Genomic DNA, 21361 nt, shown 5'->3' with positions numbered 1-21361 from the left:
TGCCAATGTACGTGAAAAAGGCGTTACTTTCCGACATCTGTGATCACAGCCCCGAAAAGTGTGATCACAAGCATCTGCGGTGTTAGCGTTTGTCAAGGAATCAAGCGCTATCTTGTCCCGATGGCATGGGCAGCCTAGGCTGCCTGCGATTTATCGGGAGTGGGCAGAGCTATGGCTTCGTCGTTTTGTCATGCGGTTGTGGCTGCCATCGGCCTGGGCATCTTGCCCGCGTCGGAGGCGCTCGCAGACTGGAGCGTGCTTGGCGAACGGGACGGCATGGGGCAGGGCGCGCAGGGCTGCACGACCATCGGCGGTGCTCAGGCCTGTCTGGTCCTGAGGTGCGACGAGGACGGCCTCGGATGGGCGATGACCCTACCCGAAATGCCGGACGACGGGGACCTTGGCGTTTCGCTTGCGATTGGCGGTGGCACCTACAGCCTGGACATGGCGATCTCCGGAGGGGTCGCTTCGACGGGGTTTGTTGCGAGCCGTGACGATGTATTGGTTGAGGCGCTCGGCCGCGGGGTCCTGGCGACCGTCGGGTTGGACAGGGGACGGATCGCGTCCTTCCCGCTGCCGCTCAAAGGCTCGTCGAGGGCGCTGGCACAGGCGGAGAGCCTCTGTCGGGACAGCGGCCAAGACAAGGCGGAGGAGGATCGTCCCGTGCCGGGTCAGCCTTCCGACCGCTTCGTGCCGATGTTCGGTGGCGAGGCGTCTTCGGAGGACCTGTCGCGGGCTGCCGTCCTGCTCGCCGATCAGCTGGAGGTCATCGGGCCGGACGGCATTCTGTCCGTGACACGCTTGCCGGTGAGTGAGGGCACCGCGCTCCTTGCCATCGAGACCGGCCCGTCCACCGAGCTTTACGGCCCGTCCGGGTCTGCCGTCACGTTGGCCATCGTCGAGGACGGCGCGGCCTGGCAGATCGCGCAGCAGGTCGGCACGATGATCTGGGCGGACACCGCGAACACGACGGAAGGCTGGCCGGACCTGTGGATGCAGCAAGTGCGCGGTGTGGACATGCCGTTCGGCCTTTGGCGATGGACCGGAGCCGGCTACGCGCATGTGAAAAACGTCGATCCCTGAAACGAAAATGCCGGCCCCCCTGCAGGGACCGGCATCGAATGACGACTTGCGTCTGAACTGTCAGGCGAGCGAGCTGTCGATGCCCTTGCACGCCTCGACGAGGCCCTGAACGGCCTTCACGGAGGTGTCGAACATTTCCTGCTCTTCCTTGTTGAGCTTGATGTTCACCACCTTCTCGATACCTCCGGCGCCGATCACGGTGGGCACGCCCACGTACATGTCCTTCACGCCCAGGTCGCCGTCGCAGTAGGCGGCACAGGGCAGGACGCGCTTCTGGTCCTTGAGGTAGGCTTCGGCCATCTCGATGGCAGAGGTCGCCGGTGCATAGTACGCGGAGCCGGTCTTCAGCAGGCCGACGATCTCGGCGCCGCCGTCACGGGTGCGCTGGACGATGGCGTCCATCTTCTCCTGCGTGGTCCAGCCCATCTCGATCAGGTCGGGCAGCGGAATGCCACCGACGGTCGAGTAACGAACCGACGGTACCATTGTATCGCCGTGGCCGCCCAGAACGAAGGCGGTGACGTCCTTCATGGACACCCCGAATTCCAGCGACAGGAAGTGGCGGAAGCGCGCGGAGTCGAGCACGCCCGCCATGCCGCAGACCTTGTTCGCCGGCAGACCGGAGAACTTCTGCAGCGCCCAGACCATCGCGTCGAGCGGGTTGGTGATGCAGATCACGAAGGCGTCCGGTGCGTTGTCGCGGATGCCTTCGCCCACGGACTTCATGACTTTCAGGTTGATGCCCAGAAGGTCGTCGCGCGACATGCCCGGCTTGCGCGGCACACCGGCGGTCACGATGCAGACGTCGGCGCCGGCGATGTCGGCGTAGTCCTGCGTGCCCTTCAGCTTCGCGTCGAAACCCTCGGACGGCCCGGATTCGGCGATGTCGAGGGATTTGCCCTCGGGGATGCCTTCGGCGATGTCGAAGAGGACGACGTCGCCCAGTTCCTTCATTGCAGCGAGGTGGGCAAGAGTGCCACCGATCTGTCCCGCGCCGATCAGGGCGATCTTGGGTCTGGCCATGGATTTGATCTCCGGTCCTGCTTGAATTTGGCAAGTTGCCTACGCCGCTTGCTGGCGCAACGCAAGAGTGCGGCGCTGCAGCGAGGCGCCGTTAGGGCTATCAAACCGGGGATGGCTGGGATAAAGCCCGGTTTGCGCGGCGTTTTAGAGGAGTGTGGCGTGGAACTGGTCAGTTGGACCGTCATCGCTTTCTGCCTTCCCGCGGTCATTTTCGCAGGCATTTCCAAGGGCGGTTTCGGCTCCGGGGTCGCTTTCGCGAGCAGCTCGATTCTGGCGCTGGTGCTGCCGCCGCATGTGGCAGTGGGCCTTATGCTGCCGCTCCTGATGATGATGGATGCCACCAGCCTCTGGGCCTACTGGAAGAAGTGGGACTGGGAGGTTTCGAAGATCCTGCTGGTGGGCTCGATCCCGGGCACGATCCTTGGGGCGCTGTTCTGGGCTTGGGCCGACCCGGACGCCATCCGGTTCCTGATCGGCATGGTGGCGCTGTTGTTCGTCGGCTGGCAGGCGGCCCGGGCGGTGGGCCTGATCCGGCTGGGCATGCGTTTCGGTCCAAAGACCGGCGTCGCTTCGGGCGTCGTTTTGGGGTTCACCAGTTTTGTCAGCCATGCCGGGGGCCCGGCGGCTGCGGTCTACATGCTGGGGCAGGGGATGTCGAAGACGTCATACCAGGCCACGACCGTGCTGGTCTTCTGGGCCGTGAACCTCTTCAAGTCGGTCTTCTATGCCTTCATGGGCATCTTCACGCACGAGACGCTGATGCTGGACCTGATCCTCGTCCCCTTTGCCGTGCTCGGTACATGGTTCGGCATACGGGCCCATCATATGCTGCCAGAGCGCGTGTTCTTCGGGATCACCTATGTCGCGCTGACGCTGACGGGGGCAAAGCTGATCTGGGACGCGCTCACCTGACGTCCACGACACGGGCACGATTGTTCAGGATCGTGCCCGGTTCAGTTCATGCATCGTCTCCCTTGGGCGGGAGCACCTCGGCCAGTTCCTCGAAGGCCTGGCCTGAGGCCACGAGGCAGGTGATGCCATTGGACATGGTGACGGTGATCGTCCACGACCCGCTTTCGACCGATGCGAACACCTCCATCACGGCGTTGTTGGAGCCGAGCCCCATGCTCTGGCGGGTTTCCCCGTACTTGTCAGCAAGGCGCGCCACCACCTTCTCGCGCGGGGCGCAGTTCTGAAGCTGTTGCGCCTCCACGAGGGACGCGGCGCCCAGAATGAATCCGGCGGAGAGCAATCCCAGTTTCATCGTAATCATCGTCTTCACCTTTCGGCTCTTGCGCTCCGTCACACGGAGAACGCTTCGTGAGTCCTCTCGGTTCCCGGGCGCCAACCCTGTCCGGAAGCGCCCTCGATCATTCGCTGTCGCATTGGAACGACCTGCGAACATCCTCTGCCCCGAGCGGCTTAAATCCGGTTAACGCTGCGTGCGCTGGCTCAAATGCAATCGAAATGGCTGGTAGGACCGCCCAAAGAAACCGCCTATTCTGCGACGCAGCGAATTTCCTCTTGAACTTTCCGACAAAAAATGCGCATCCCTGCGCAATAAAGTTGCGCAAGGAGACTCAAATGGACATGGCGACCCGACCGTTTCGGTCCGTCCTCTACATTCCCGCCTCCAAGGAGCGCGCGCTCGAAAAGGCGCGTTCGATGCCGGTCGACGCGATCATCTTCGACCTCGAGGACGCCGTCGCGCCGGAAGAGAAGCCGGCCGCCCGCGCCACGCTCGCCGAGGCGCTGAAAACGTCCTACGGCCAGCGCACCCGGATCGTGCGCATCAACGGGCTCGACACCGAGTGGGGTCTGGACGACGCTAAAGCGGCGGCCGCGATGGACAGCGACGCGATCCTCCTGCCCAAGGTAGAGACGACCGCGCAACTCGACCGCCTCGCGGAGATTACCGACAAACCCCTCTGGGCTATGATGGAAACGCCCATGGGCATGCTGAATGCCAGGGACATTGGCGCTCATCCGCGGCTGCAGGGCATGGTCATGGGCACCAACGACCTTGCCAAGGAACTCAACGCGCGCTTCCGCGCCGACCGTCTGCCGATGATCACCGGGCTGGGGCTTTGCGTGCTGGCGGCGAAGGCCTTCGGAAAGGTCATCGTCGACGGCGTCTACAACGCCTTCAAGGACGACGAGGGACTGGCGGCCGAATGTGCGCAGGGCCGTGACATGGGCATGGACGGCAAGACGCTGATCCATCCCGCACAGGTCGACATCACCAATGCCGCCTTCGCGCCGGACGAGAAGGAGATCGACCTCGCCCGCCGCCAGATCGAAGCCTACGAAGAGGCCAAGGCGCAGGGGCAGGGCGTCGCGGTGGTCGACGGCAAGATCGTCGAGAACCTGCACGTCGAGACCGCGAAGAAGACCCTCGCAAAGGCGGAGGCCATTGCTGCGCTTGCAGGATAAGGGCAGGGTGCGCACCGACCAGGATGAGGAACTGAGCCATGCTTATACTGATTCTAGGTGTCGCGCTGTGGTGGGCTGCGCACCTCTTCAAACGCATCGCACCGGGTGTGCGCGAACCCATGGGCGACAAGGGCAAGGGCGTCGTCGCGCTGGCGCTGGTCGTGTCCATCCTGCTGATGATCTTCGGCTACCGTATGGCAGATGGCGCGTTCTTCTGGGGGCGTCACCCGGCGACGGTCGGGATCAACAACCTCATCATGCTTTTCGCGCTCTACCTGACTTCGCCGGGGCCGAAGAAAGGCGCGCTGCTCTACAAGATGCGCCATCCGATGCTCACGGGGTTCCTGCTCTGGACGCTGGCGCACCTTCTGGTGAACGGCGACGTGCCGTCCTTCGTGCTGTTCGGCGGTCTGGGCCTCTGGGCCATCGTCGAGATGATCGTCATCAACCGTGCCGAGCCCGGCTGGGTCGCCCCGGCCAAAGGCAGCATCGCGAAGGACGCCATGTTCCTGGCGATCTCTCTCGTGCTGCTCGTGGTGATCGGTTATGTCCACGGGCTGATCGGCCCACCTGCATTCGGGTAAACTCATGAAACTCTATCGCTTCTTGTCCGAGGACGACACCTCGGCCTTCTGTCACAAGGTCACGGCCGCGCTGAATGCCGGCTGGGAACTGTACGGCACTCCGACCTATGCCTTCGACGCGGCCAATGGCGTCATGCGCTGTGGCCAGGCGGTCGTGAAGGAGGTGCATGGCACCTACACCCCCGACATCAAGCTGGGGGAGTACTGATGCAGAAGACCAACCCCGGGCGCTTTTTCGAGGATTACGAGGTCGGGCAAGTCATCGACCACGCCGTGCCGCGGACCGTATCGGGCGGTGAGCGGGCGCTTTATCATGCGCTCTACCCCATGCGGCACGCGCTCTATTCCTCCGACGAGTTTGCGAAAGCCTGTGGTCTGGCCGGTGGTCCGCTCGATGATCTTGCGGCGTTCCACATCGTCTTCGGCAAGACGGTGCCGGATGTCTCGCTGAATGCCGTCGCGAACCTCGGCTATGCGGAAGGGCGGTGGCTGAAGCCGGTCTGGCCGGGCGACACGCTCCGCGCCTCGTCGGAAGTGATCGGTCTGAAGCAGAACTCCAATGGCCGGACCGGGGTGGTGTATGTGCATTCCAAAGGCTTCAACCAGCGCGACGAATGCGTGATGGAGTACAAGCGCTGGGTCATGCTGCGGAAGCGCGACCTCGATGCGCCCGCACCTGAGGCGGTTCTTCCGGATCTGAAATCCGTGCTGGATCCCGCGGACCTTGTGATCCTGGAAGGCCTTGATTTCACGAAATACGATTACACCCTGGCGGGCGAACCGCACCGGCTTGGCGATTACGAGATCGGTGAGAAGATCGACCACGTCGACGGCGTGACGATCGAGGAAGCCGAGCACATGATGGCGACACGGCTGTGGCAGAACACGTCCAAGGTGCACTTCGACGTGACGGCCCGCCCGGACCAGCGCCTGATCTACGGTGGCCACGTGATCTCCATGGCGCGGGCGCTATCGTTCAACGGGCTCGCCAATGCGCAGATGATCGTCGGACTGAACGGCGGCGCACATGCCAATCCCTGCCTTGCCGGGAACACGGTCAAGGCGTGGTCCGAAGTGCTGGACAAGGCCGAAACCTCGGCCCCGGGCGTCGGAGCGATCCGTCTGAGGCTGGTGGCGACCAAGGGCGGCAATCCGTTCGAGCTCAAGGGGCCCGACGGGAAATACCTTCCCGACGTTCTGCTCGATCTGGATTACTGGGCGTTGATGCCGGTCTGAGGCCGTCGTATCGTGGGCCGGCTCTGTTCGCCGCGAGGGCGCAGGGCCACGCCGGCCGGATCACCTGAAAAAGCGCTGGTAAGTCACCGTGCCTCATCGAAGATCGGGGAAGCGGCAGAACGCCCCGGCGCCCTTTCCCGACCGAATCTCTCATGATCGCGACATGTGTATCGCCGGCGCCGCACCGCGGCGCCGTTACCGCCCAAACTGTGATCACACCCTTGCGGGCCGTGATCACAAAACTGAAAAATCCGCCTATTTGTGCCAAAAAACCGCGGTTTGCAGAGTGCAGCCCACGTGACAGCGCAGCAAAACCCACTAAAACGGGGGGCAACGGAATTCAACGCAAGGACATGACCATGGCCGACGTGAACCGGGGCAACCGCCCGCTATCGCCCTTCATGATCGGGCAGTACTACCGCCCGCAGATGACATCCATCTCGTCGATCATGGTGCGCATCACCGGCATCGCCTCGCTCGGTACTGCAGCTCTGCTGGTTCTCTGGCTGCTCTGCGCCGCCACCTCTCCGGATGCCTACGCCGTGGTGAACGGCATCCTGACCAGCTTCATCGGTGACATCCTCATGCTGCTGGCAAGCTGGGCCATCTGGTATCACATGCTCGGCCGCCTCCGTCACGTGATCTGGGACCTGGGCTACATGGTCGAGCTGGAGCCCTCCGAAATGATGGGCTGGATCATGTTCATCGGTGCCAGCGTCATGGCGATCTTTACCGCAATCGTGGTCTGAGGAGGAACGGTCATGCAATATCTCACGGATCGCAAACGCGCTCAGGGTCTCGGTTCTGGCCGCACCGGGACGCAGTTCCACAAGCGCATGCTGGTGACTTCCATGGCGCTGGTCGTGCTGGTGCCGCTCTTCGTCTTCAGCTTCGGCGTCGGTTTCGGCGGCAGCTTCGAGGACGTTCTGGCGTTCTTCTCCCGTCCGTTCCCCGCGATCATCACCGCCCTCATGCTGGTGGTCGGCGTGATCCACTTCAACGGCGAAGTGCAGGAAGCGATCGAGGACTATGTGCACGGCACCACCGGCAAGCTGCTGGCGGTTGCGGTGACGGCATTCTCCTACGTGCTGATCGCGGCGGGGCTGTTCGCGCTGGTCAAACTGGCGCTCTAACGACATTTCGGGCGGTGCGACGGCCCCTGGCGGGTCTGGACGCGCGCCAAAGACACGAGGCTGACACATGGCTGCATACGAATACGAGACGCACGATTATGACGTCGTTGTCGTGGGGGCCGGCGGCGCCGGGCTGCGCGCCACGCTGGGCATGGCAGAGCAGGGGCTCAAAACCGCCTGCGTGACCAAGGTCTTCCCGACCCGCTCTCACACCGTCGCCGCACAAGGCGGCATTGCCGCGTCGCTGTCCAACATGGGCCCCGACAACTGGCAGTGGCACATGTACGACACGGTGAAGGGTTCCGACTGGCTGGGGGACACCGACGCCATGGAATACCTCGCCCGCGAGGCGCCGAAGGCGGTCTACGAGCTTGAGCACTACGGCGTCCCGTTCTCGCGCACCGAAGAGGGCAAGATCTACCAGCGTCCCTTCGGCGGCCACACCACCGAGTTCGGTGAAGGCCCGCCGGTGCAGCGCACCTGCGCCGCCGCCGACCGGACCGGCCACGCGATTCTGCACACGCTCTATGGCCAGTCGGTCAAGAACAACGCGGAATTCTACGTCGAGTACTTCGCCATCGACCTCCTGATGGAGGACGGCGTCTGCACCGGTGTCCTGACCTGGAAACTGGACGACGGCACCTTCCACGTCTTCAACGCGAAGATGGTCGTGCTCGCCACCGGCGGCTATGGCCGGGCCTACTTCTCCGCCACCTCCGCCCACACCTGCACCGGTGACGGCGGCGGCATGGTGGCCCGTGCGGGCCTGCCGCTGCAGGACATGGAGTTCGTGCAGTTCCACCCCACCGGCATCTACGGCTCCGGCTGCCTGATCACCGAGGGTGCGCGCGGCGAGGGCGGTTACCTGACCAACTCCGAGGGCGAGCGCTTCATGGAGCGCTATGCACCGACCTACAAGGACCTCGCGCCGCGCGATTACGTGTCCCGCTCCATGACCATGGAGATCCGCGAGGGCCGGGGCGTCGGCAAGGACGGCGACCACATCCACCTCAACCTCAGCCACCTGCCCGCAGAGGCGCTGGCCGAACGTCTGCCGGGCATCTCCGAGTCCGCGAAGATCTTTGCCGGTGTCGACGTCACGAAAGAGCCGATCCCGGTTCTGCCGACGGTGCACTACAACATGGGCGGCATTCCGACCAACTACTGGGGCGAAGTGCTGAACCCGACCGAAGAGAACCCGACCGCCGTGGTTCCGGGCCTGATGGCCGTGGGCGAGGCGGGCTGCGCCTCGGTGCACGGCGCCAACCGTCTCGGCTCCAACTCGCTGATCGACCTCGTGGTCTTCGGACGTGCGGCGGCGATCCGTGCCGGCAAGGTGGTTGATCGCGACTCGGCAATCCCCACGGCGCCGAAGGCACAGATCGACAAGGCGTTCGACCGCTTCGATGGCCTGCGTTACGCGCAGGGCGGCACGTCGACCGCCGAGCTGCGTCTGGAAATGCAGAAGACCATGCAAGCCGACGCCGCGGTGTTCCGCACCTCCAAGACGCTCGAGGAAGGCGTCGAGAAGATGACCGCCATCGCCGGCAAGATCGACGACCTGCGGGTGACCGACACGTCGCTGATCTGGAACTCCGACCTGATGGAGACGCTGGAGCTGACCAACCTCATGCCCAACGCATTGGCGACCATCGTCGGTGCGGAGGCCCGCAAGGAATCGCGCGGCGCCCATGCGCATGAGGACTTCGCCGAGCGTGACGACGAAAACTGGCGCGTGCACACCGTGGCGCGCGTTTCTGGAAACGCCGTCGATCTGTCCTACCGTCCTGTGATTGTTGATCCGCTGACCGCCGAGGACGAAGGTGGCATCAGCCTCAAGAAAATCGCACCAAAGGCGAGGACATTCTGATGCGACACCTGGCAATCTACACCGCGGCTTTCACGGCCCTCGCGGCGCCCGCTCTGGCCAACGGATACGGTCAGGGCACCGCAGTTCAGGATTGCCAGGCATACGCAAACGGCGTGGGGTTCTCCGGGGCCAAGAGCGGATATGCCGCTGAATACCAGGCCGCCTACGATTCGTGCCTTGCGCGGTACAGCGGCGGATATGCGGGCTACATCCCGTCGCCGCACCGCAACCGGGCGCGGATCACCGCAACCTGCCCGCCGGGCGCACCGAAAATGTACCGGGGAACGCTCTATTGTCTCAACTGATGTTCAAGGCCGCCGCAGGGCTGTCTCTGGCCGTGGCGCTTGGTGCGTGCACGCCGCAGGCGCAGGACGCCGTGGCACGTGAAGCCGCGCGTTCGACCGTCTCCCGTGTGGTCGTCAACCGCTTCCCCGGGGTGCCCGTGCAGCCCGCCATCGATTGCGTGATCGACAATGCCGAGGCAGCGCAGATCTACGCGCTGGCGGCCGATACCGTCGGCGGCCCGACCGAAAGCTCGGTCCAGATCGTCACCCAGATCGTCTCGAAACCCGAGACCGTAACCTGCCTGGCGACCAAAGGCCTGCCAGCCCTGCTTCGATAAGGAGAGAGAGATGGTTCAATTCACGCTCCCCAAGAACTCCAAGATCCGCACCGGCAAGACCTGGCCGAAGCCGGAAGGGGCGACCAACGTCCGGGCGTTCAAGATCTACCGCTGGAACCCCGACGACGGGGAGAACCCGCGCGTCGACACCTACTTCCTGAACATGGACGAATGCGGCCCGATGGTTCTGGACGCACTCATCAAGATCAAGAACGAGGTCGATCCGACGCTGACCTTCCGCCGCTCCTGTCGCGAAGGCATCTGCGGGTCCTGCGCGATGAACATCGACGGAATCAACACGCTGGCCTGCATCTACGGTCTCGACGAGATCGACGGCGAGGTGAAGATCTACCCGCTGCCGCACATGCCGGTGGTAAAGGACCTGATCCCCGACCTGACGCACTTCTACGCGCAGCACGCATCGATCATGCCGTGGCTGGAGACGAAGACCAACCGCCCGGCGAAGGAGTGGAGGCAGTCCATCGAGGACCGCAAGAAACTCGACGGCCTCTATGAGTGCGTGATGTGCGCGTCTTGCTCCACGGCATGCCCGTCCTACTGGTGGAACGGCGACAAGTACCTCGGCCCCGCAGCGCTGCTGCATGCCTATCGCTGGATTATCGACTCCCGCGATGAGGCCACGGGCGAGCGTCTGGACCAGCTTGAGGACCCCTTCAAGCTGTACCGCTGCCACACCATCATGAACTGCACCAAGACCTGCCCGAAAGGTCTGAACCCGGCGAAGGCCATCGCCGAGATCAAGAAGATGATGCTGGAACGCGCGGTCTGACGACCGACTTTCTGCAGGCACAACAGCCCGGAGCAGCCTGAAGTGCTGGTCCGGGCTTATTCGTGCCGTGTCGCGGTTTGGCAGGGGCCGTCCGACGCTGCACAGGTTCAAAGACCGGGAAAGCGGCGCCGGGTTTCAGGTAAGTTCGCTTGAACGGGGACGTGCCCGATGCACCGAAAATTTGGGCCTGATATGGTCGAAAAGCCAAGCCAGGTTGACTTGAGTCATGACCCGACCCGCTAAAGATGTTATAGTGAATGCGATATCTGGAAGGGAGAGAATCGATGGACATGATCCGCGACGGCCTCTCCGGGGGCCATCAAGACAACACGCAAGACAAGCAGACCGACGCCCGTGAGGGCACGGCGCGCGACGACCGTTTCGTTCGCCTGAAACAGGAGTCGCGACGGGTTCCGCACCCGGGACCGGCGCGTTTCGACGACTGTCCGAAATCGGCGATGCGGTTTGCCTTGGGTCGTGACTAGAACTCCGGCCTGACGTTCGGAAAACCATGAGGGTGCCCCAGCGGCACCCTTTTTCGTTTCCCATCAAGGCCATGACCTCTGTGCATGGCGTGTTTGACCAAAGGGGGGATGTCGCTGCGGTGCAGAAGGCGTATCTGGGCGGCACGGGAGGAACCACGACAAGAAAGGTCATTCCCATGGCGAACGTCCGCCCCCTGAAAGAACAGCAACCCACCAAGGCACAAGCCGCGCTGGCCGTTCTGGACGAGGCATGGTCCTACTACATGCCCGAAAAGCGCATCGTCGCGCTGACCCCGGACTACGAAGACCTGCCGCTGGCAAGCTGACATGACACATTCGGCCAGGCGTCACGCGCGGGGTTAACCTTTGCGCGTGGCGTAAAGGGTGAATACACCCTTGCGTTGAGTTTTTCCGCGAGTCGTGGCATGATCGCCTCACCTATTTTCAGGGAGGCATTTACAATGACGATGACACGCAGACGGGCCTTGTCGCTCGGATCCGCAGGGCTTTTCGCAACAACCGTTCCCCTCGCCACATGGATGCACGGAGCGCGCGCCGAATACATGCGGACGCGCTACGATGCGGCCTCGCCCGAGGGCAAGGAGATGCTTGGTATCTACGCAAGCGCCGTGGGCCAGATGAAAACGCGGGACCCGTCCGACCCGACCTCATGGCAATTCCAGTTCTTCACCCACTGGATGGATGAGCAGAAGGCAGCAGCGATCGACCGCATCTACGGACCGGATGCCTCGCCCGAGAAGATGGCGGCTGAGGCGATGTGGAACACCTGCCGTGGTCACATCACCTGGGCGAGCCAGGCCGATTTCTTCGTCCCGTGGCACAGGATGTACGTCCTCTACCTCGAAAAGATCGTGCGGCAGGTGTCCGGCGAGGACGACTTCACGCTGCCCTACTGGAACTACACCGACCCGGCGAGCCTCGCCATTCCCGAAGAGTTCCGCGATCCCGCGTCGCCGCTGTTTGTCGCCGACCGCAATCCGGGCATCAACGACGGAACCGCCGTGATGAACGGTTTGTCGCTGGCCTTCATGTCGCGCACGGCCTACCTCGGGCAGATCGGGTTCAACCGGACGCTGGACAACAACCCGCACGGCGCGGTGCATGTCATGGTCGGCACGACCACCAACATGGGCAACGTGCCGACTGCCGCCAATGACCCGGTGTTCTGGGTGCACCACGCACAGATCGACCGCTGCTGGGCAAGCTGGAACGCGGCGGGCAACGCGAACCCGACGGATGCCGCGTGGACCGACCAGGAATTCCAGTTCTACGATCCGGTGGAAAACCAACTGGTCTCGGTGCCGTCAGGCAGCGTAACGACGACGGAGGAGCTGGGCTACACCTACCAGGACCTGATCCCGGCGCCTGCGCCTCTGACTGCCATGGTGGAACGCGACACGCTGATCGAAAGCGCCCCGATGGTCCTGGCCGCGGCGGAAGACGTGCCCCTGACCGCAAGTGTCGACACCGGGCCCGTCAAGCTGGGGGCGGAACCCGTCACCGCCCGCGTCGCCGCGCCAGAGCAGAGTCTCGCGCTCGGAGGGCCGTCCGACACGCGGCTGTACCTTGTCATCGGATCGCTCGCGACAGAGATCCAGCCGGGCGTCGTCTACGACGTGTACCTCGGCGGACCGGAGGTGGCCCGGGAGCAGCGGGAAGAGTGGCTTGTGGGTCAGATCCACTTCTTCAACGCCACCGCTTCGGTGGAGGAGGCGGAAAAGAGCGATGCCGTCTTTGCCTTCGACGTGACGGATCACATGGCGGTCCTGACGGCCGAAGCCACGGACGGATTGCCCGCGCCGCAGGTCACCTTCGCACCGGCTGGGACGCCCGTCGAAGACGCGGAGCCGCTGGTCGGCGACATCCGTTTCGTCGAGGAATAGACCGGGACGGCGCACCCCGGGCAGGCCGATGACCGGGCCTGCCCGCCATCAGCGCATATGCTTCCAAACGCTCGCGTTCCGCGGTAGGGCAGGGAATGTTCGTCCCGATCCTGCTTGTCGTCGCGTTTGTCCTGCTGCTGATCTTCAACCGGCCAGAGACGCGTCTGTGCCGCTGGCGTGAATTCCGGGAAACGGATGACGTGCCCTGGACATGCGTGCACTGTGGCGCCACGGTAAGCCTGCCGCGGGGACAGCGCCCGCAGACCTGCTATCGCCAAGGACGCGCCTGATGACCAGTCCAGAGACCGAGACGGTCGAGCCGACGGAATTGTCCTTCGTCTGTCCGCCGGACTTGGCGGGCCACATCCCGTTCCCGACCCCCGCAGCGCAACACGTCCCCGACTGGTTCCGCAAGCTGCCGATGGAGCTGGGCATGCCGGGCGCCGATGGGCAGCCGTGGAAGACCATGAGCGCCTGCCTCCCCGTGCACGACGCCTTTGCCCTGGGCTGGGTGCTGCCGACGCCCTTCGACCTTGGCGTCGGAAGCGACGAGGACGGGCAGCTCATCTTCCAGTGGCCGGAGAACGTGCCCTTCGCCCCGGTCGAGCTGATGAACCCGGCGCAGATCGGCGCAGACAAACCGCCTTTTCAGAACGCCTTGCCGCTGAAGTTCGTGAACCCCTGGCGGGTCAAGCTGCCGCCCGGCTGGTCCGCGGCCTTTCTGCACCCGCTCAATCATTTCGAGCTGCCTTTCCGGATCTTCGACGCGGTTGTCGATTGCGACGTGTTGCACAAGCCCGTCGACATTCCCTTCCGCTGGACCGCCGCCGATGAACAGGTCCTTTTGCCGGCCGGCACGCCCATGGTGCAGGTCGTGCCGTTCGAGCGCCGGCTGGCCCCGCCGCACGCCGACATCCGCGCCGAGACGCCGGAGGAGACAGCGGAACGCGAAGCCGCCTCCCGAACCAAACCCGGAGAGCCGTCCGACTACGTCCGCAAGTGGGTCAGACGCCACGAAACCGAGGGTACATGATGAACGCTCCCGAAGATGCCGAGGCGCGCCGCGCCGTTCCTCCGGTGATATGTTACCCGACAGAGACGCTGCCACAGCCGGACCTTGGGCTTTACACGGCTGCCTTGGGATCTGCGCGCGTGACGCATCGTGTCACCGCCCCGCCGCGCGACGCCTGCGCGTTCGAGGTGCCCGCCGGCCATTTCTTTCGCATCACGTGCCCCGAGGCCCCGCAGGTCGGAGACCTGAACCTGTGGAACGCCAACGATCTCGGCGAGCGGTTCTTCTCGGGCAAGACGCGGGCGCTGCACGGCACGCACGTCTCGACGGGCGACCGGCTCTGGTCCGTGCTGCCCTATCTGCGGCCCATGGCGACCATCGTCGCGGACACGCTGGACTGGTACGGCATCGACGCATTCGGCGGGTCGGTCCATGACGTAATCGGCACGCGGTGCGACCCCTACACCCATGCGCTGCTGTCAGGCGGGGCCTATCATCATTGCTGTCATTCCAACCTGACACGTGCATTGGCCGATGCCCGTGATTTGCCACTGGTAGAGGCGGAACGTCACGTCCACGATGTCCTGAATGTCTTCATGTGCACGGGCTTCACCCGCGACACCGGGCAGTATTTCATGAAGGCGTCACCCGTGCGCCCCGGGGATTCCCTGACATTCTTTGCGGAAATCGATCTGCTCGGCGCACTCAGCGCCTGCCCGGGAGGAGATTGCGGATCGGAGCACAGTTCCGACACCGCCCGTTGCGCACCGCTGGATGTCGAAATCCTGGCGCCTGCCGAAAACAGTCTGAATGGATGGGTGGTGCCTTCGGCCAATGGCTATGACCGCAGCCACGGACGGTGAACTCCACCCGGGCCGCATCGGCCCGGGTGGACTCTCTTTTCAGGAAAACGCGGCTTCGAGCGCGATCTCGACCATGTCGCCAAAACTGCGCTCCCGGTCTTCGGACGGCAGCGCCTCATGCGTCAGAAGGTGATCGGACACGGTCAGAACCGCCAGCGCCCGCACACCGTGCCGGGCCGCCAGAGTGTAGAGTTCCGCCGCTTCCATTTCGACGCCGAGAATGCCATGGCGAACCATCTGATCATTCAGATCCGGCCTTTCGTCGTAGAAAACGTCCGACGAATAGATGCCTCCGACATGCACTCCGCAATCCTTGGCGCGCGCCGCAGAGACGGCTTTTTCCAATAGGCCGAAATCCGCGCATGGCGCGAAATTCAATTCGCGAAAGATGCCGCGTGAAGGGGTCGAAAGAGTAGACGCCGTCATCGCAACGATCACATCGCGAATCTTGACGCTATTCTGCATCGCCCCGCAGGAACCGATCCGGATCAAGGTTTTCGCACCATAATCCCGGATCAATTCGTTCGCGTAGATCGAAAGGCTGGGCATACCCATGCCCGACCCTTGTATCGTGACGCGATGGCCTTTCCATGTGCCGGTGTAGCCCAGCATGCCGCGCACACGGTTCACGCATTGCGCATCTTCAAGAAAGGTCTGCGCAGCCCATTCCGCACGAAGCGGATCGCCGGGCATCAGGACCGTTTCGGCGATCTCGCCCGGTGCGGCTCCGATATGGATAGTCATTGTAAAACGCCTGGTTGCCTGAAAGTCAAAGCGCCATATCTTCCAGCGACTTGCCTTCGTTCAGCGCCTCGATCAGCCAGTTCGGCTTGCGCCCGCGTCCCGTCCAGGTCTGCGACGGATCTGCGGGATTGGCGTATTTCGGCGCGCTCTTCGAGCCTTTCGGCCCGGCCGTCATGACGTCTTCAAGGGAGAAGCCATATTCCTTCGCTGCCTGTTCGGCAGCGCGTTTGGCTTCTGCCATGCGACGTGCATCGACAGTCCTCAGCGCCTTTTGTGCATCGGAAACCAGTTTCTGTAACTCGTCACGGGAAAGAGACTCCAGATCAACATTCATAGCCAAGCCCTTTATCCGTTGGTGGTTGGTAACCCGCAGCTCATAATTCTATTGTGAATGAACTGCAAGTCGAGGTTAGGGTATGCAATGTAAACCAACTGTTAACAAGTAGGGATGACCGGAAATAGACTTATAGGTAGGAATTCGGCAATAGACACAATTTCAGAACTAAATTCGGAAATTGTCTCTCATTGGCGTCAATTCTCTGGAGGCGGTCTGGTCAGAATTCTGATTTTCTCGGGTCTGTATCCAGAAAGAAAAACGGCCAAGCACAAGGCTTGGCCGTCAACGTTTTCAGCGTAACTTACTCTGCCGCGACGGACTGCGGATCCACCAGTGTCACGATGTCTTTCATGATCGTGTTCAGTGCAAAGTCCTTTGGAGTATAGACCCGCGCGACCCCCATCGCCTTGAGACGCACTGCGTCTTCCTCGGGAATGATGCCGCCGACAATTACGGGCAGATCGCCCAGTCCCGCAGCCCGAAGCCGGTTCATCACGTCCTCGACCAGGGGAATATGCGACCCCGACAGGATCGACAGGCCGACCACATGCGCGCCCTGCTGGGCGGCGGTGACGATCTGTTCCGGCGTCAGGCGAATGCCCTCGTAGTCGATCTCCATCCCGCAGTCGCGTGCGCGGAAGGCGATCTGTTCGGCACCGTTCGAATGCCCGTCGAGACCCGGCTTGCCGACAAGGAAGCGCATGCGACGGCCCAGACGGTCGGACACGGCATCCACCATGGCGCGCAGATCGTCGAGGCCCTCGGTCTTGTTGGACACGGCGCGCGAAACTCCCGTCGGCCCGCGGAATTCGCCGTGGACGGCGCGCATCTCACTCGCCCATTCGCCAGTTGTAACGCCCGCCTTGGCGCATTCGATCGAGGCAGGCACGACATTCTCGCCCTTCTGCGCGGCAGACCGCAGCTTGGCCAACGCGCTCCTCACCGCCTCCGCGTCACGTTCGTTGCGCCATTCGGCGAGGCGCGCCTTCTGGTCTTCCTCCACCGCCGGATCGACGGTCATGATGCCGCCGTCCTCGCCCATCAGCGGCGATGGCTCGGTCTGCTGCCAGCGGTTCACGCCGACGACGATGGTTTCCTCTCGCTCGATCCGGTTCAGGCGTTCGGCGTTGGAGTCGACGAGCCGTCCCTTCATGTACTCGATGGCGCTGATCGCCCCGCCCATCGAGTCGATGTTCGCAAGCTCCGCTCGGGCGCCTTCCTTCAGCGCCTCGACCTTCGCATCCACTGCCGGGTTGCCGTCGAACAGGTCGCCGTATTCCAGAAGGTCGGTTTCATACGCGAGGATCTGCTGCATCCGCATGGACCACTGCTGATCCCAGGGGCGCGGCAGGCCGAGCGCCTCGTTCCACGCGGGCAATTGGACGGCGCGGGCCCGGGCGCGTTTCGACAGGGTTACGGCCAGCATCTCGATCAGGATGCGGTAGACGTTGTTCTCCGGCTGCTGTTCCGTCAGCCCGAGCGAGTTCACCTGCACGCCATAGCGAAAGCGGCGCATCTTGGGGTCCTCGACGCCGTAGCGCTCCTTCAGGATCTCGTCCCAGAGGTCGACGAAGGCGCGCATCTTGCACATCTCGGTGACGAAACGGATGCCGGCGTTCACGAAGAAGGAGATCCTCCCGCAGACGCCCGGGAAATCCTCGGGCGCGATCCGGCCCTTCAGTTCATCGAGAACAGCGACGGCGGTGGCCAACGCGAAGGCCAGTTCCTGCTCCGGCGTCGCACCCGCTTCCTGCAGGTGGTAGGAGCAGACGTTCATCGGGTTCCATTTCGGGACGTGCTTGTAGCAGTACTCCGCCACGTCGCCGATCATCTTCAAAGAGGGCTTCGGCGGGCAGATATAGGTCCCGCGCGAGAGGTACTCCTTGATGAGATCGTTCTGAACGGTGCCCTGCAGCTTCGAGACATCGGCGCCCTGTTCCTCCGCCACCGCGATATAAAGCGCCAGAAGCCAGGGTGCAGTCGCGTTGATGGTCATGGAGGTGTTCATCTGTTCGAGGGGAATGTCCTTGAACAGGGCCCTCATGTCGCCGAGATGGCAGACCGGAACACCCACCTTGCCCACTTCGCCCCGGGACAGGATGTGATCGCTGTCATAGCCGGTCTGGGTCGGCAGGTCGAAGGCCACCGACAACCCGGTCTGTCCCTTCGCGAGGTTGGAGCGATAGAGCGCGTTCGACGCCTCTGCCGTGGAGTGGCCGGCGTAGGTGCGGATCAGCCACGGGCGGTCGGCTTGATGAGCGGGCGCGCTCTTCGGTGTGTCGCTTTTGGCGGTCTCGGTCATCGGGGCCTCCTTCGTGGGCGCTGCCGCGGCGCGGGTCTGGCGCAGGCGCGGCGTGAAACTGTCGGGCAATCTTGTTACGTTTGTATTCTGTTATGCGAAATAATATGTCGCTGTCAATTCGCCGCGTTGCGGCACTGCTGTCGCGGAAACTGTGCGCCGGGCCACGATCCGCGTCTACTGTTTGAAGTGATGTCCGCCAGTCTGGTGAAGCCAAGTGCTCAGGCATTCGTCTGCCCGTTTTGCGTCCGCACGATCCGGCAGCTTTCTGCGCGGGCAATCAGAATTTCTGCGACTGCTGGGTTATAAAATTTCAAAACTGCGCCAAATGGTGTTGCAATGTTGCGCGGCGACTCGTATCCAATGGTCCAACGCCGCGATTCTGCGCTGCAGAGGCGGCATCCGTTAACGACCGAGGACCTAGAACAGGAGGCCCCCATGGCACTGGATCAGCAGACTGGCATCGCTCAGTACGACGCGCCGGAGAAAGACCTCTACGAGATCGGCGAAATGCCCCCGATGGGTTACGTTCCGAAGAAGATGTACGCGTGGAACATCCGCCGCGAGCGTCACGGCGATCCCGACAAGTCGTTCCAGGTCGAAGTGGTGGACACATGGGAGATCGACAGCCACGAGGTTCTGGTGCTCGTGATGGCGGCCGGCGTTAACTACAACGGCGTCTGGGCCGGGAAGGGCGTTCCGATCAGCCCCTTCGACGTTCACAAGCAGGAGTACCACATCGCGGGCTCCGACGCCTCGGGCATCGTGTGGAAGGTCGGCGACAAGGTGAAGAACTGGAAGGTGGGCGACGAGGTCGTGATCCACTGCAACCAGGACGACGGCGACGACGAGGAATGCAACGGCGGCGATCCGATGTTCTCTCCGTCGCAGCGCATCTGGGGTTACGAGACGGGTGACGGGTCCTTTGCGCAGTTCACACGTGTGCAGGCCCAGCAGCTCATGCCGCGCCCCAAGCACCTGACCTGGGAAGAGGCGGCCTGCTACACGCTGACGCTGGCAACCGCCTACCGGATGCTGTTCGGCCACCACCCGCACGAGCTCAAGCCCGGCCAGAACGTGCTGGTCTGGGGCGCCTCGGGCGGTCTCGGCTCTTACGCGATCCAGCTGGCCAACACCGCGGGCGCCAATGCGATCGGCGTGATCTCGGACGAGAGCAAGCGCCAGTTCGTGATGGACCAGGGCGCGAAGGGCGTCATCAACCGCAAGGACTTCAACTGCTGGGGTCAGCTTCCGACGGTCAACTCGCCGGAGTACAACGAGTGGCTGAAAGAGGCGCGCAAGTTCGGCAAGGCGATCTGGGACATCACCGGCAAGGGTGTGAGCGTCGACATGGTGTTCGAGCACCCGGGCGAGGCGACCTTCCCGGTCTCCACGCTGGTGGTGAAGAAGGGCGGCATCGTCGTGATCTGCGCAGGGACCTCCGGCTTCAACTGCACCTTCGACGTGCGGTACATGTGGATGCACCAGAAGCGCCTGCAGGGCTCGCACTTCGCCAACCTCAAGCAGGCGGCCTCTGCCAACCGGCTGATGATCGAGCGCCGGCTTGATCCCTGCATGTCCGAAGTCTTCCCGTGGGACCAGATCCCGGCCGCGCACATGAAGATGATGCGCAACGAGCACAAGCCCGGCAACATGGCCGTTCTCGTGCAGGCGCCGAAGACCGGTCTGCGGACGATCGAGGATTGCCTCGACGCGCGCAAGTAAGCGCAATCGGCGAATCCCCGGGGTTTCCAAGACGCCCCGGGGCCAATCCGGAACGCCCGCGAATCGCATACGGTTCGCGGGCGTTCTCTTGTCCGCGCGGCGGACAACGCAATTCCAGTGCCTTGCCGGATCGCACCTTCGCCATTTCTGGGGAGGAAATTTCCGTGAATACCCGACGGCTTGGGCACATGGTAGAGTTGTCTTAATCAAACGTTAACCACCAGCAGATGAGGCTTGCCATGGGACATGACTGGATCTTGGACGTACTGACCGACCTGAAAACCTTTGCGCGAGCCAACGGCATGCCGTCTCTGGCTGCGCAACTGGACGACGCGTCCTTCGTCGCTCAGGCGGAACTGACGTCGCTTGCCGAGGGTAAGGGGCTTGGGCTTTTTGCGAAACGCGCCGCGTCTGAACGGGCTGATCGAACGTTTGGAGTCCGCTGAGGGGCTGGAGGATCTCCAGCTCCTGATCGAGGAACTGCGGGACGAATATGGTGTCGATCATATCGTCTATCACTGGGTCAACAGCGCCGGAGAGCAGTACGGCTGCGGCACCTACGACCTGGAATGGGTCAACCACTACATCGAGAAAGGATATCTGAGGATCGATCCGGTCATTCAGGGGTGTTACCAGCGGTTTCACCCGGTGAACTGGAAGCGCCTCGACTGGTCGTCCAAATCGGCAAGGGCCTTCCTTGAGGATGCCATTGCCCACGGCATCGGCAATCAGGGGTATTCCATCCCGATCCGCGGTCCCAACGGCCAGTTCGCCCTGTTCAGCATGTCCCACACCTGCAACGACGACGAATGGGAGGCGTTCACCACCGGCAACCGCCGCGACCTGATCCTCGTCGCGCATTCCTTCAATTCGAAGGCGCTGGAGTTCGAGCCGGGCCGCACGCCCGAACCGGCACAACCCCTCAGCCCGAGGGAGATCGAGGCGATGACGCTGCTGGCCATCGGCTACAGCCGGGCCCAGGCTGCCGACACGCTCTCCATCTCGGAGCACACGCTGCGGGTCTACGTCGAAAGCGCCCGCCACAAGCTCGGTGCGATGAACACGACGCATGCGGTGGCCCGGGCGCTCAGCCGCGGTGTGATCGTGATCTGACAAAAGGGGCATCTCGTCTCCTTCGCGCCAGTACACACGCGCAAGGATGTCATCCCGGTGATTGAATCATTGGTTAATTCCGCGCGCGCCCGCGCCGAAATCCGT

At 63.1% G+C, this 21361-nt stretch carries 26 protein-coding genes; 21 read left to right on the top strand and 5 right to left on the bottom strand.

Features of this window, described 5'->3' with window-relative positions; translation table 11 throughout:
- The first annotated feature begins 171 nt into the window (after window positions 1-171).
- Window positions 172-1083, top strand: coding sequence for a hypothetical protein (locus CDO87_RS04410; protein ID WP_100927646.1), 912 nt, complete (start codon window positions 172-174; stop codon window positions 1081-1083).
- A 60-nt stretch (window positions 1084-1143) separates the two neighbouring features.
- On the opposite strand, the gene mdh is transcribed toward CDO87_RS04410, so the two are convergent.
- On the bottom strand, window positions 1144-2106 hold the full coding sequence (gene mdh / locus CDO87_RS04405) for a malate dehydrogenase (RefSeq protein ID WP_100927645.1): 963 nt from the start codon (window positions 2104-2106) through the stop codon (window positions 1144-1146).
- 159 nt (window positions 2107-2265) lie between these two features.
- Here mdh and CDO87_RS04400 point away from each other — a divergent pair, with 159 nt between their 5' ends.
- The gene (locus tag CDO87_RS04400; RefSeq protein WP_100927644.1) at window positions 2266-3018 is read left to right on the top strand and encodes a sulfite exporter TauE/SafE family protein; all 753 of its coding nucleotides are present in this window, start codon (window positions 2266-2268) and stop codon (window positions 3016-3018) included.
- 46 nt (window positions 3019-3064) lie between these two features.
- Here CDO87_RS04400 and CDO87_RS04395 read toward each other — a convergent pair whose 3' ends face one another.
- Window positions 3065-3379 (bottom strand): hypothetical protein, encoded by a 315-nt coding sequence (locus CDO87_RS04395; protein ID WP_404944748.1) that lies wholly within the window; start codon window positions 3377-3379, stop codon window positions 3065-3067.
- Window positions 3380-3690: 311 nt separating this feature from the next.
- On the opposite strand from CDO87_RS04395, the gene CDO87_RS04390 reads away from it, so the two are divergent.
- From CDO87_RS04390 to CDO87_RS04320, 16 genes are all read left to right on the top strand, one after another.
- Window positions 3691-4539: a CoA ester lyase gene (locus tag CDO87_RS04390; protein WP_100927643.1), complete on the top strand. Its 849-nt coding sequence runs from the start codon at window positions 3691-3693 to the stop codon at window positions 4537-4539.
- 38 nt (window positions 4540-4577) lie between these two features.
- Window positions 4578-5123, top strand: coding sequence for an NnrU family protein (locus CDO87_RS04385; protein ID WP_100927642.1), 546 nt, complete (start codon window positions 4578-4580; stop codon window positions 5121-5123).
- Between the two features lie 4 nt (window positions 5124-5127).
- Window positions 5128-5331: a DUF1737 domain-containing protein gene (locus CDO87_RS04380; protein WP_100927641.1), complete on the top strand. Its 204-nt coding sequence runs from the start codon at window positions 5128-5130 to the stop codon at window positions 5329-5331.
- On the top strand, window positions 5331-6359 hold the full coding sequence (locus CDO87_RS04375) for a MaoC family dehydratase (protein WP_100927640.1): 1029 nt from the start codon (window positions 5331-5333) through the stop codon (window positions 6357-6359). Before CDO87_RS04380 ends, CDO87_RS04375 begins: the two co-directional genes overlap by 1 nt.
- Before the next feature lie 359 nt (window positions 6360-6718).
- Complete coding sequence (gene sdhC / locus CDO87_RS04370) at window positions 6719-7108, top strand: succinate dehydrogenase, cytochrome b556 subunit (protein ID WP_100927639.1); 390 nt, start codon at window positions 6719-6721, stop codon at window positions 7106-7108.
- A gap of 12 nt (window positions 7109-7120) precedes the next feature.
- Complete coding sequence (gene sdhD / locus CDO87_RS04365) at window positions 7121-7492, top strand: succinate dehydrogenase, hydrophobic membrane anchor protein (RefSeq protein ID WP_100927638.1); 372 nt, start codon at window positions 7121-7123, stop codon at window positions 7490-7492.
- A 67-nt stretch (window positions 7493-7559) separates the two neighbouring features.
- A complete protein-coding gene (gene sdhA, locus CDO87_RS04360) occupies window positions 7560-9362 on the top strand; it encodes a succinate dehydrogenase flavoprotein subunit (protein WP_100927637.1) in 1803 nt (600 codons plus the stop codon).
- The gene (locus tag CDO87_RS04355; protein WP_100927636.1) at window positions 9362-9667 is read left to right on the top strand and encodes a hypothetical protein; all 306 of its coding nucleotides are present in this window, start codon (window positions 9362-9364) and stop codon (window positions 9665-9667) included. The genes sdhA and CDO87_RS04355 overlap by 1 nt, the downstream gene beginning before the upstream one ends.
- Entirely contained in the window at window positions 9655-9984 is a 330-nt protein-coding gene (locus tag CDO87_RS04350) for a hypothetical protein (protein WP_254698337.1), read from the top strand. The genes CDO87_RS04355 and CDO87_RS04350 overlap by 13 nt, the downstream gene beginning before the upstream one ends.
- Before the next feature lie 10 nt (window positions 9985-9994).
- Window positions 9995-10774, top strand: coding sequence for a succinate dehydrogenase iron-sulfur subunit (locus CDO87_RS04345; protein WP_100927634.1), 780 nt, complete (start codon window positions 9995-9997; stop codon window positions 10772-10774).
- Window positions 10775-11058: 284 nt separating this feature from the next.
- Window positions 11059-11259: a hypothetical protein gene (locus CDO87_RS04340; protein WP_100927633.1), complete on the top strand. Its 201-nt coding sequence runs from the start codon at window positions 11059-11061 to the stop codon at window positions 11257-11259.
- 176 nt (window positions 11260-11435) lie between these two features.
- Window positions 11436-11585: a hypothetical protein gene (locus CDO87_RS26670; protein ID WP_157814918.1), complete on the top strand. Its 150-nt coding sequence runs from the start codon at window positions 11436-11438 to the stop codon at window positions 11583-11585.
- 135 nt (window positions 11586-11720) lie between these two features.
- Window positions 11721-13163, top strand: coding sequence for a tyrosinase family protein (locus CDO87_RS04335; protein ID WP_198521816.1), 1443 nt, complete (start codon window positions 11721-11723; stop codon window positions 13161-13163).
- Between the two features lie 95 nt (window positions 13164-13258).
- The gene (locus CDO87_RS04330; protein WP_100927631.1) at window positions 13259-13453 is read left to right on the top strand and encodes a hypothetical protein; all 195 of its coding nucleotides are present in this window, start codon (window positions 13259-13261) and stop codon (window positions 13451-13453) included.
- The gene (locus CDO87_RS04325; protein ID WP_100927630.1) at window positions 13453-14196 is read left to right on the top strand and encodes a hypothetical protein; all 744 of its coding nucleotides are present in this window, start codon (window positions 13453-13455) and stop codon (window positions 14194-14196) included. Before CDO87_RS04330 ends, CDO87_RS04325 begins: the two co-directional genes overlap by 1 nt.
- Window positions 14193-15038 carry a DUF1989 domain-containing protein gene (locus CDO87_RS04320; RefSeq protein WP_100927629.1) on the top strand — a complete coding sequence of 282 codons (846 nt, stop codon included), beginning with the start codon at window positions 14193-14195 and terminating at the stop codon, window positions 15036-15038. The genes CDO87_RS04325 and CDO87_RS04320 overlap by 4 nt, the downstream gene beginning before the upstream one ends.
- 39 nt (window positions 15039-15077) lie before the next feature.
- On the opposite strand, the gene deoD is transcribed toward CDO87_RS04320, so the two are convergent.
- The 3 genes from deoD to CDO87_RS04305 form a co-directional block, all read right to left on the bottom strand.
- Window positions 15078-15782, bottom strand: a complete 705-nt coding sequence (gene deoD / locus CDO87_RS04315; protein WP_100927628.1) for a purine-nucleoside phosphorylase — start codon at window positions 15780-15782, stop codon at window positions 15078-15080.
- Between the two features lie 25 nt (window positions 15783-15807).
- Window positions 15808-16116 (bottom strand): H-NS family nucleoid-associated regulatory protein, encoded by a 309-nt coding sequence (locus CDO87_RS04310; RefSeq protein WP_100927627.1) that lies wholly within the window; start codon window positions 16114-16116, stop codon window positions 15808-15810.
- A 304-nt stretch (window positions 16117-16420) separates the two neighbouring features.
- Window positions 16421-18421: a protein meaA gene (locus CDO87_RS04305; protein ID WP_100927626.1), complete on the bottom strand. Its 2001-nt coding sequence runs from the start codon at window positions 18419-18421 to the stop codon at window positions 16421-16423.
- Window positions 18422-18856: 435 nt separating this feature from the next.
- Between CDO87_RS04305 and ccrA the strand changes: the two genes are divergently transcribed.
- From ccrA to CDO87_RS04290, 3 genes are all read left to right on the top strand, one after another.
- Entirely contained in the window at window positions 18857-20143 is a 1287-nt protein-coding gene (ccrA, locus tag CDO87_RS04300) for a crotonyl-CoA carboxylase/reductase (protein WP_100927625.1), read from the top strand.
- A 239-nt stretch (window positions 20144-20382) separates the two neighbouring features.
- A complete protein-coding gene (locus CDO87_RS04295) occupies window positions 20383-20589 on the top strand; it encodes a hypothetical protein (protein WP_100927624.1) in 207 nt (68 codons plus the stop codon).
- Window positions 20576-21256 carry a LuxR family transcriptional regulator gene (locus tag CDO87_RS04290; protein ID WP_254698336.1) on the top strand — a complete coding sequence of 227 codons (681 nt, stop codon included), beginning with the start codon at window positions 20576-20578 and terminating at the stop codon, window positions 21254-21256. The genes CDO87_RS04295 and CDO87_RS04290 overlap by 14 nt, the downstream gene beginning before the upstream one ends.
- Window positions 21257-21361 lie beyond the last annotated feature (105 nt).

This window comes from Sagittula sp. P11 (genome assembly GCF_002814095.1).
Lineage (GTDB): Bacteria > Pseudomonadota > Alphaproteobacteria > Rhodobacterales > Rhodobacteraceae > Sagittula.
This window is presented reverse-complemented; position numbering and strand designations above follow the sequence as displayed.

Bases quoted from the DNA above. Each gene is read 5' to 3' on its own strand.
- CDO87_RS04380 (WP_100927641.1), top strand. From the start codon at position 5,128: ATGAAACTCTATCGCTTCTTGTCCGAGGACGACACCTCGGCCTTCTGT.
- sdhC (WP_100927639.1), top strand. From the start codon at position 6,719: ATGGCCGACGTGAACCGGGGCAACCGCCCGCTATCGCCCTTCATGATC.
- CDO87_RS04390 (WP_100927643.1), top strand. From the start codon at position 3,691: ATGGACATGGCGACCCGACCGTTTCGGTCCGTCCTCTACATTCCCGCC.
- CDO87_RS04325 (WP_100927630.1), top strand. From the start codon at position 13,453: ATGACCAGTCCAGAGACCGAGACGGTCGAGCCGACGGAATTGTCCTTC.
- CDO87_RS04295 (WP_100927624.1), top strand. From the start codon at position 20,383: ATGGGACATGACTGGATCTTGGACGTACTGACCGACCTGAAAACCTTT.
- ccrA (WP_100927625.1), top strand. From the start codon at position 18,857: ATGGCACTGGATCAGCAGACTGGCATCGCTCAGTACGACGCGCCGGAG.
- CDO87_RS04310 (WP_100927627.1), bottom strand. From the start codon at position 16,116: ATGAATGTTGATCTGGAGTCTCTTTCCCGTGACGAGTTACAGAAACTG.
- sdhD (WP_100927638.1), top strand. From the start codon at position 7,121: ATGCAATATCTCACGGATCGCAAACGCGCTCAGGGTCTCGGTTCTGGC.
- CDO87_RS04320 (WP_100927629.1), top strand. From the start codon at position 14,193: ATGATGAACGCTCCCGAAGATGCCGAGGCGCGCCGCGCCGTTCCTCCG.
- CDO87_RS04345 (WP_100927634.1), top strand. From the start codon at position 9,995: ATGGTTCAATTCACGCTCCCCAAGAACTCCAAGATCCGCACCGGCAAG.
- CDO87_RS04330 (WP_100927631.1), top strand. From the start codon at position 13,259: ATGTTCGTCCCGATCCTGCTTGTCGTCGCGTTTGTCCTGCTGCTGATC.
- deoD (WP_100927628.1), bottom strand. From the start codon at position 15,782: ATGACTATCCATATCGGAGCCGCACCGGGCGAGATCGCCGAAACGGTC.
- CDO87_RS04395 (WP_404944748.1), bottom strand. From the start codon at position 3,379: ATGATTACGATGAAACTGGGATTGCTCTCCGCCGGATTCATTCTGGGC.
- CDO87_RS04340 (WP_100927633.1), top strand. From the start codon at position 11,059: ATGGACATGATCCGCGACGGCCTCTCCGGGGGCCATCAAGACAACACG.
- CDO87_RS04305 (WP_100927626.1), bottom strand. From the start codon at position 18,421: ATGACCGAGACCGCCAAAAGCGACACACCGAAGAGCGCGCCCGCTCAT.
- sdhA (WP_100927637.1), top strand. From the start codon at position 7,560: ATGGCTGCATACGAATACGAGACGCACGATTATGACGTCGTTGTCGTG.
- CDO87_RS04375 (WP_100927640.1), top strand. From the start codon at position 5,331: ATGCAGAAGACCAACCCCGGGCGCTTTTTCGAGGATTACGAGGTCGGG.
- CDO87_RS04335 (WP_198521816.1), top strand. From the start codon at position 11,721: ATGACGATGACACGCAGACGGGCCTTGTCGCTCGGATCCGCAGGGCTT.
- CDO87_RS26670 (WP_157814918.1), top strand. From the start codon at position 11,436: ATGGCGAACGTCCGCCCCCTGAAAGAACAGCAACCCACCAAGGCACAA.
- CDO87_RS04410 (WP_100927646.1), top strand. From the start codon at position 172: ATGGCTTCGTCGTTTTGTCATGCGGTTGTGGCTGCCATCGGCCTGGGC.
- mdh (WP_100927645.1), bottom strand. From the start codon at position 2,106: ATGGCCAGACCCAAGATCGCCCTGATCGGCGCGGGACAGATCGGTGGC.
- CDO87_RS04385 (WP_100927642.1), top strand. From the start codon at position 4,578: ATGCTTATACTGATTCTAGGTGTCGCGCTGTGGTGGGCTGCGCACCTC.
- CDO87_RS04355 (WP_100927636.1), top strand. From the start codon at position 9,362: ATGCGACACCTGGCAATCTACACCGCGGCTTTCACGGCCCTCGCGGCG.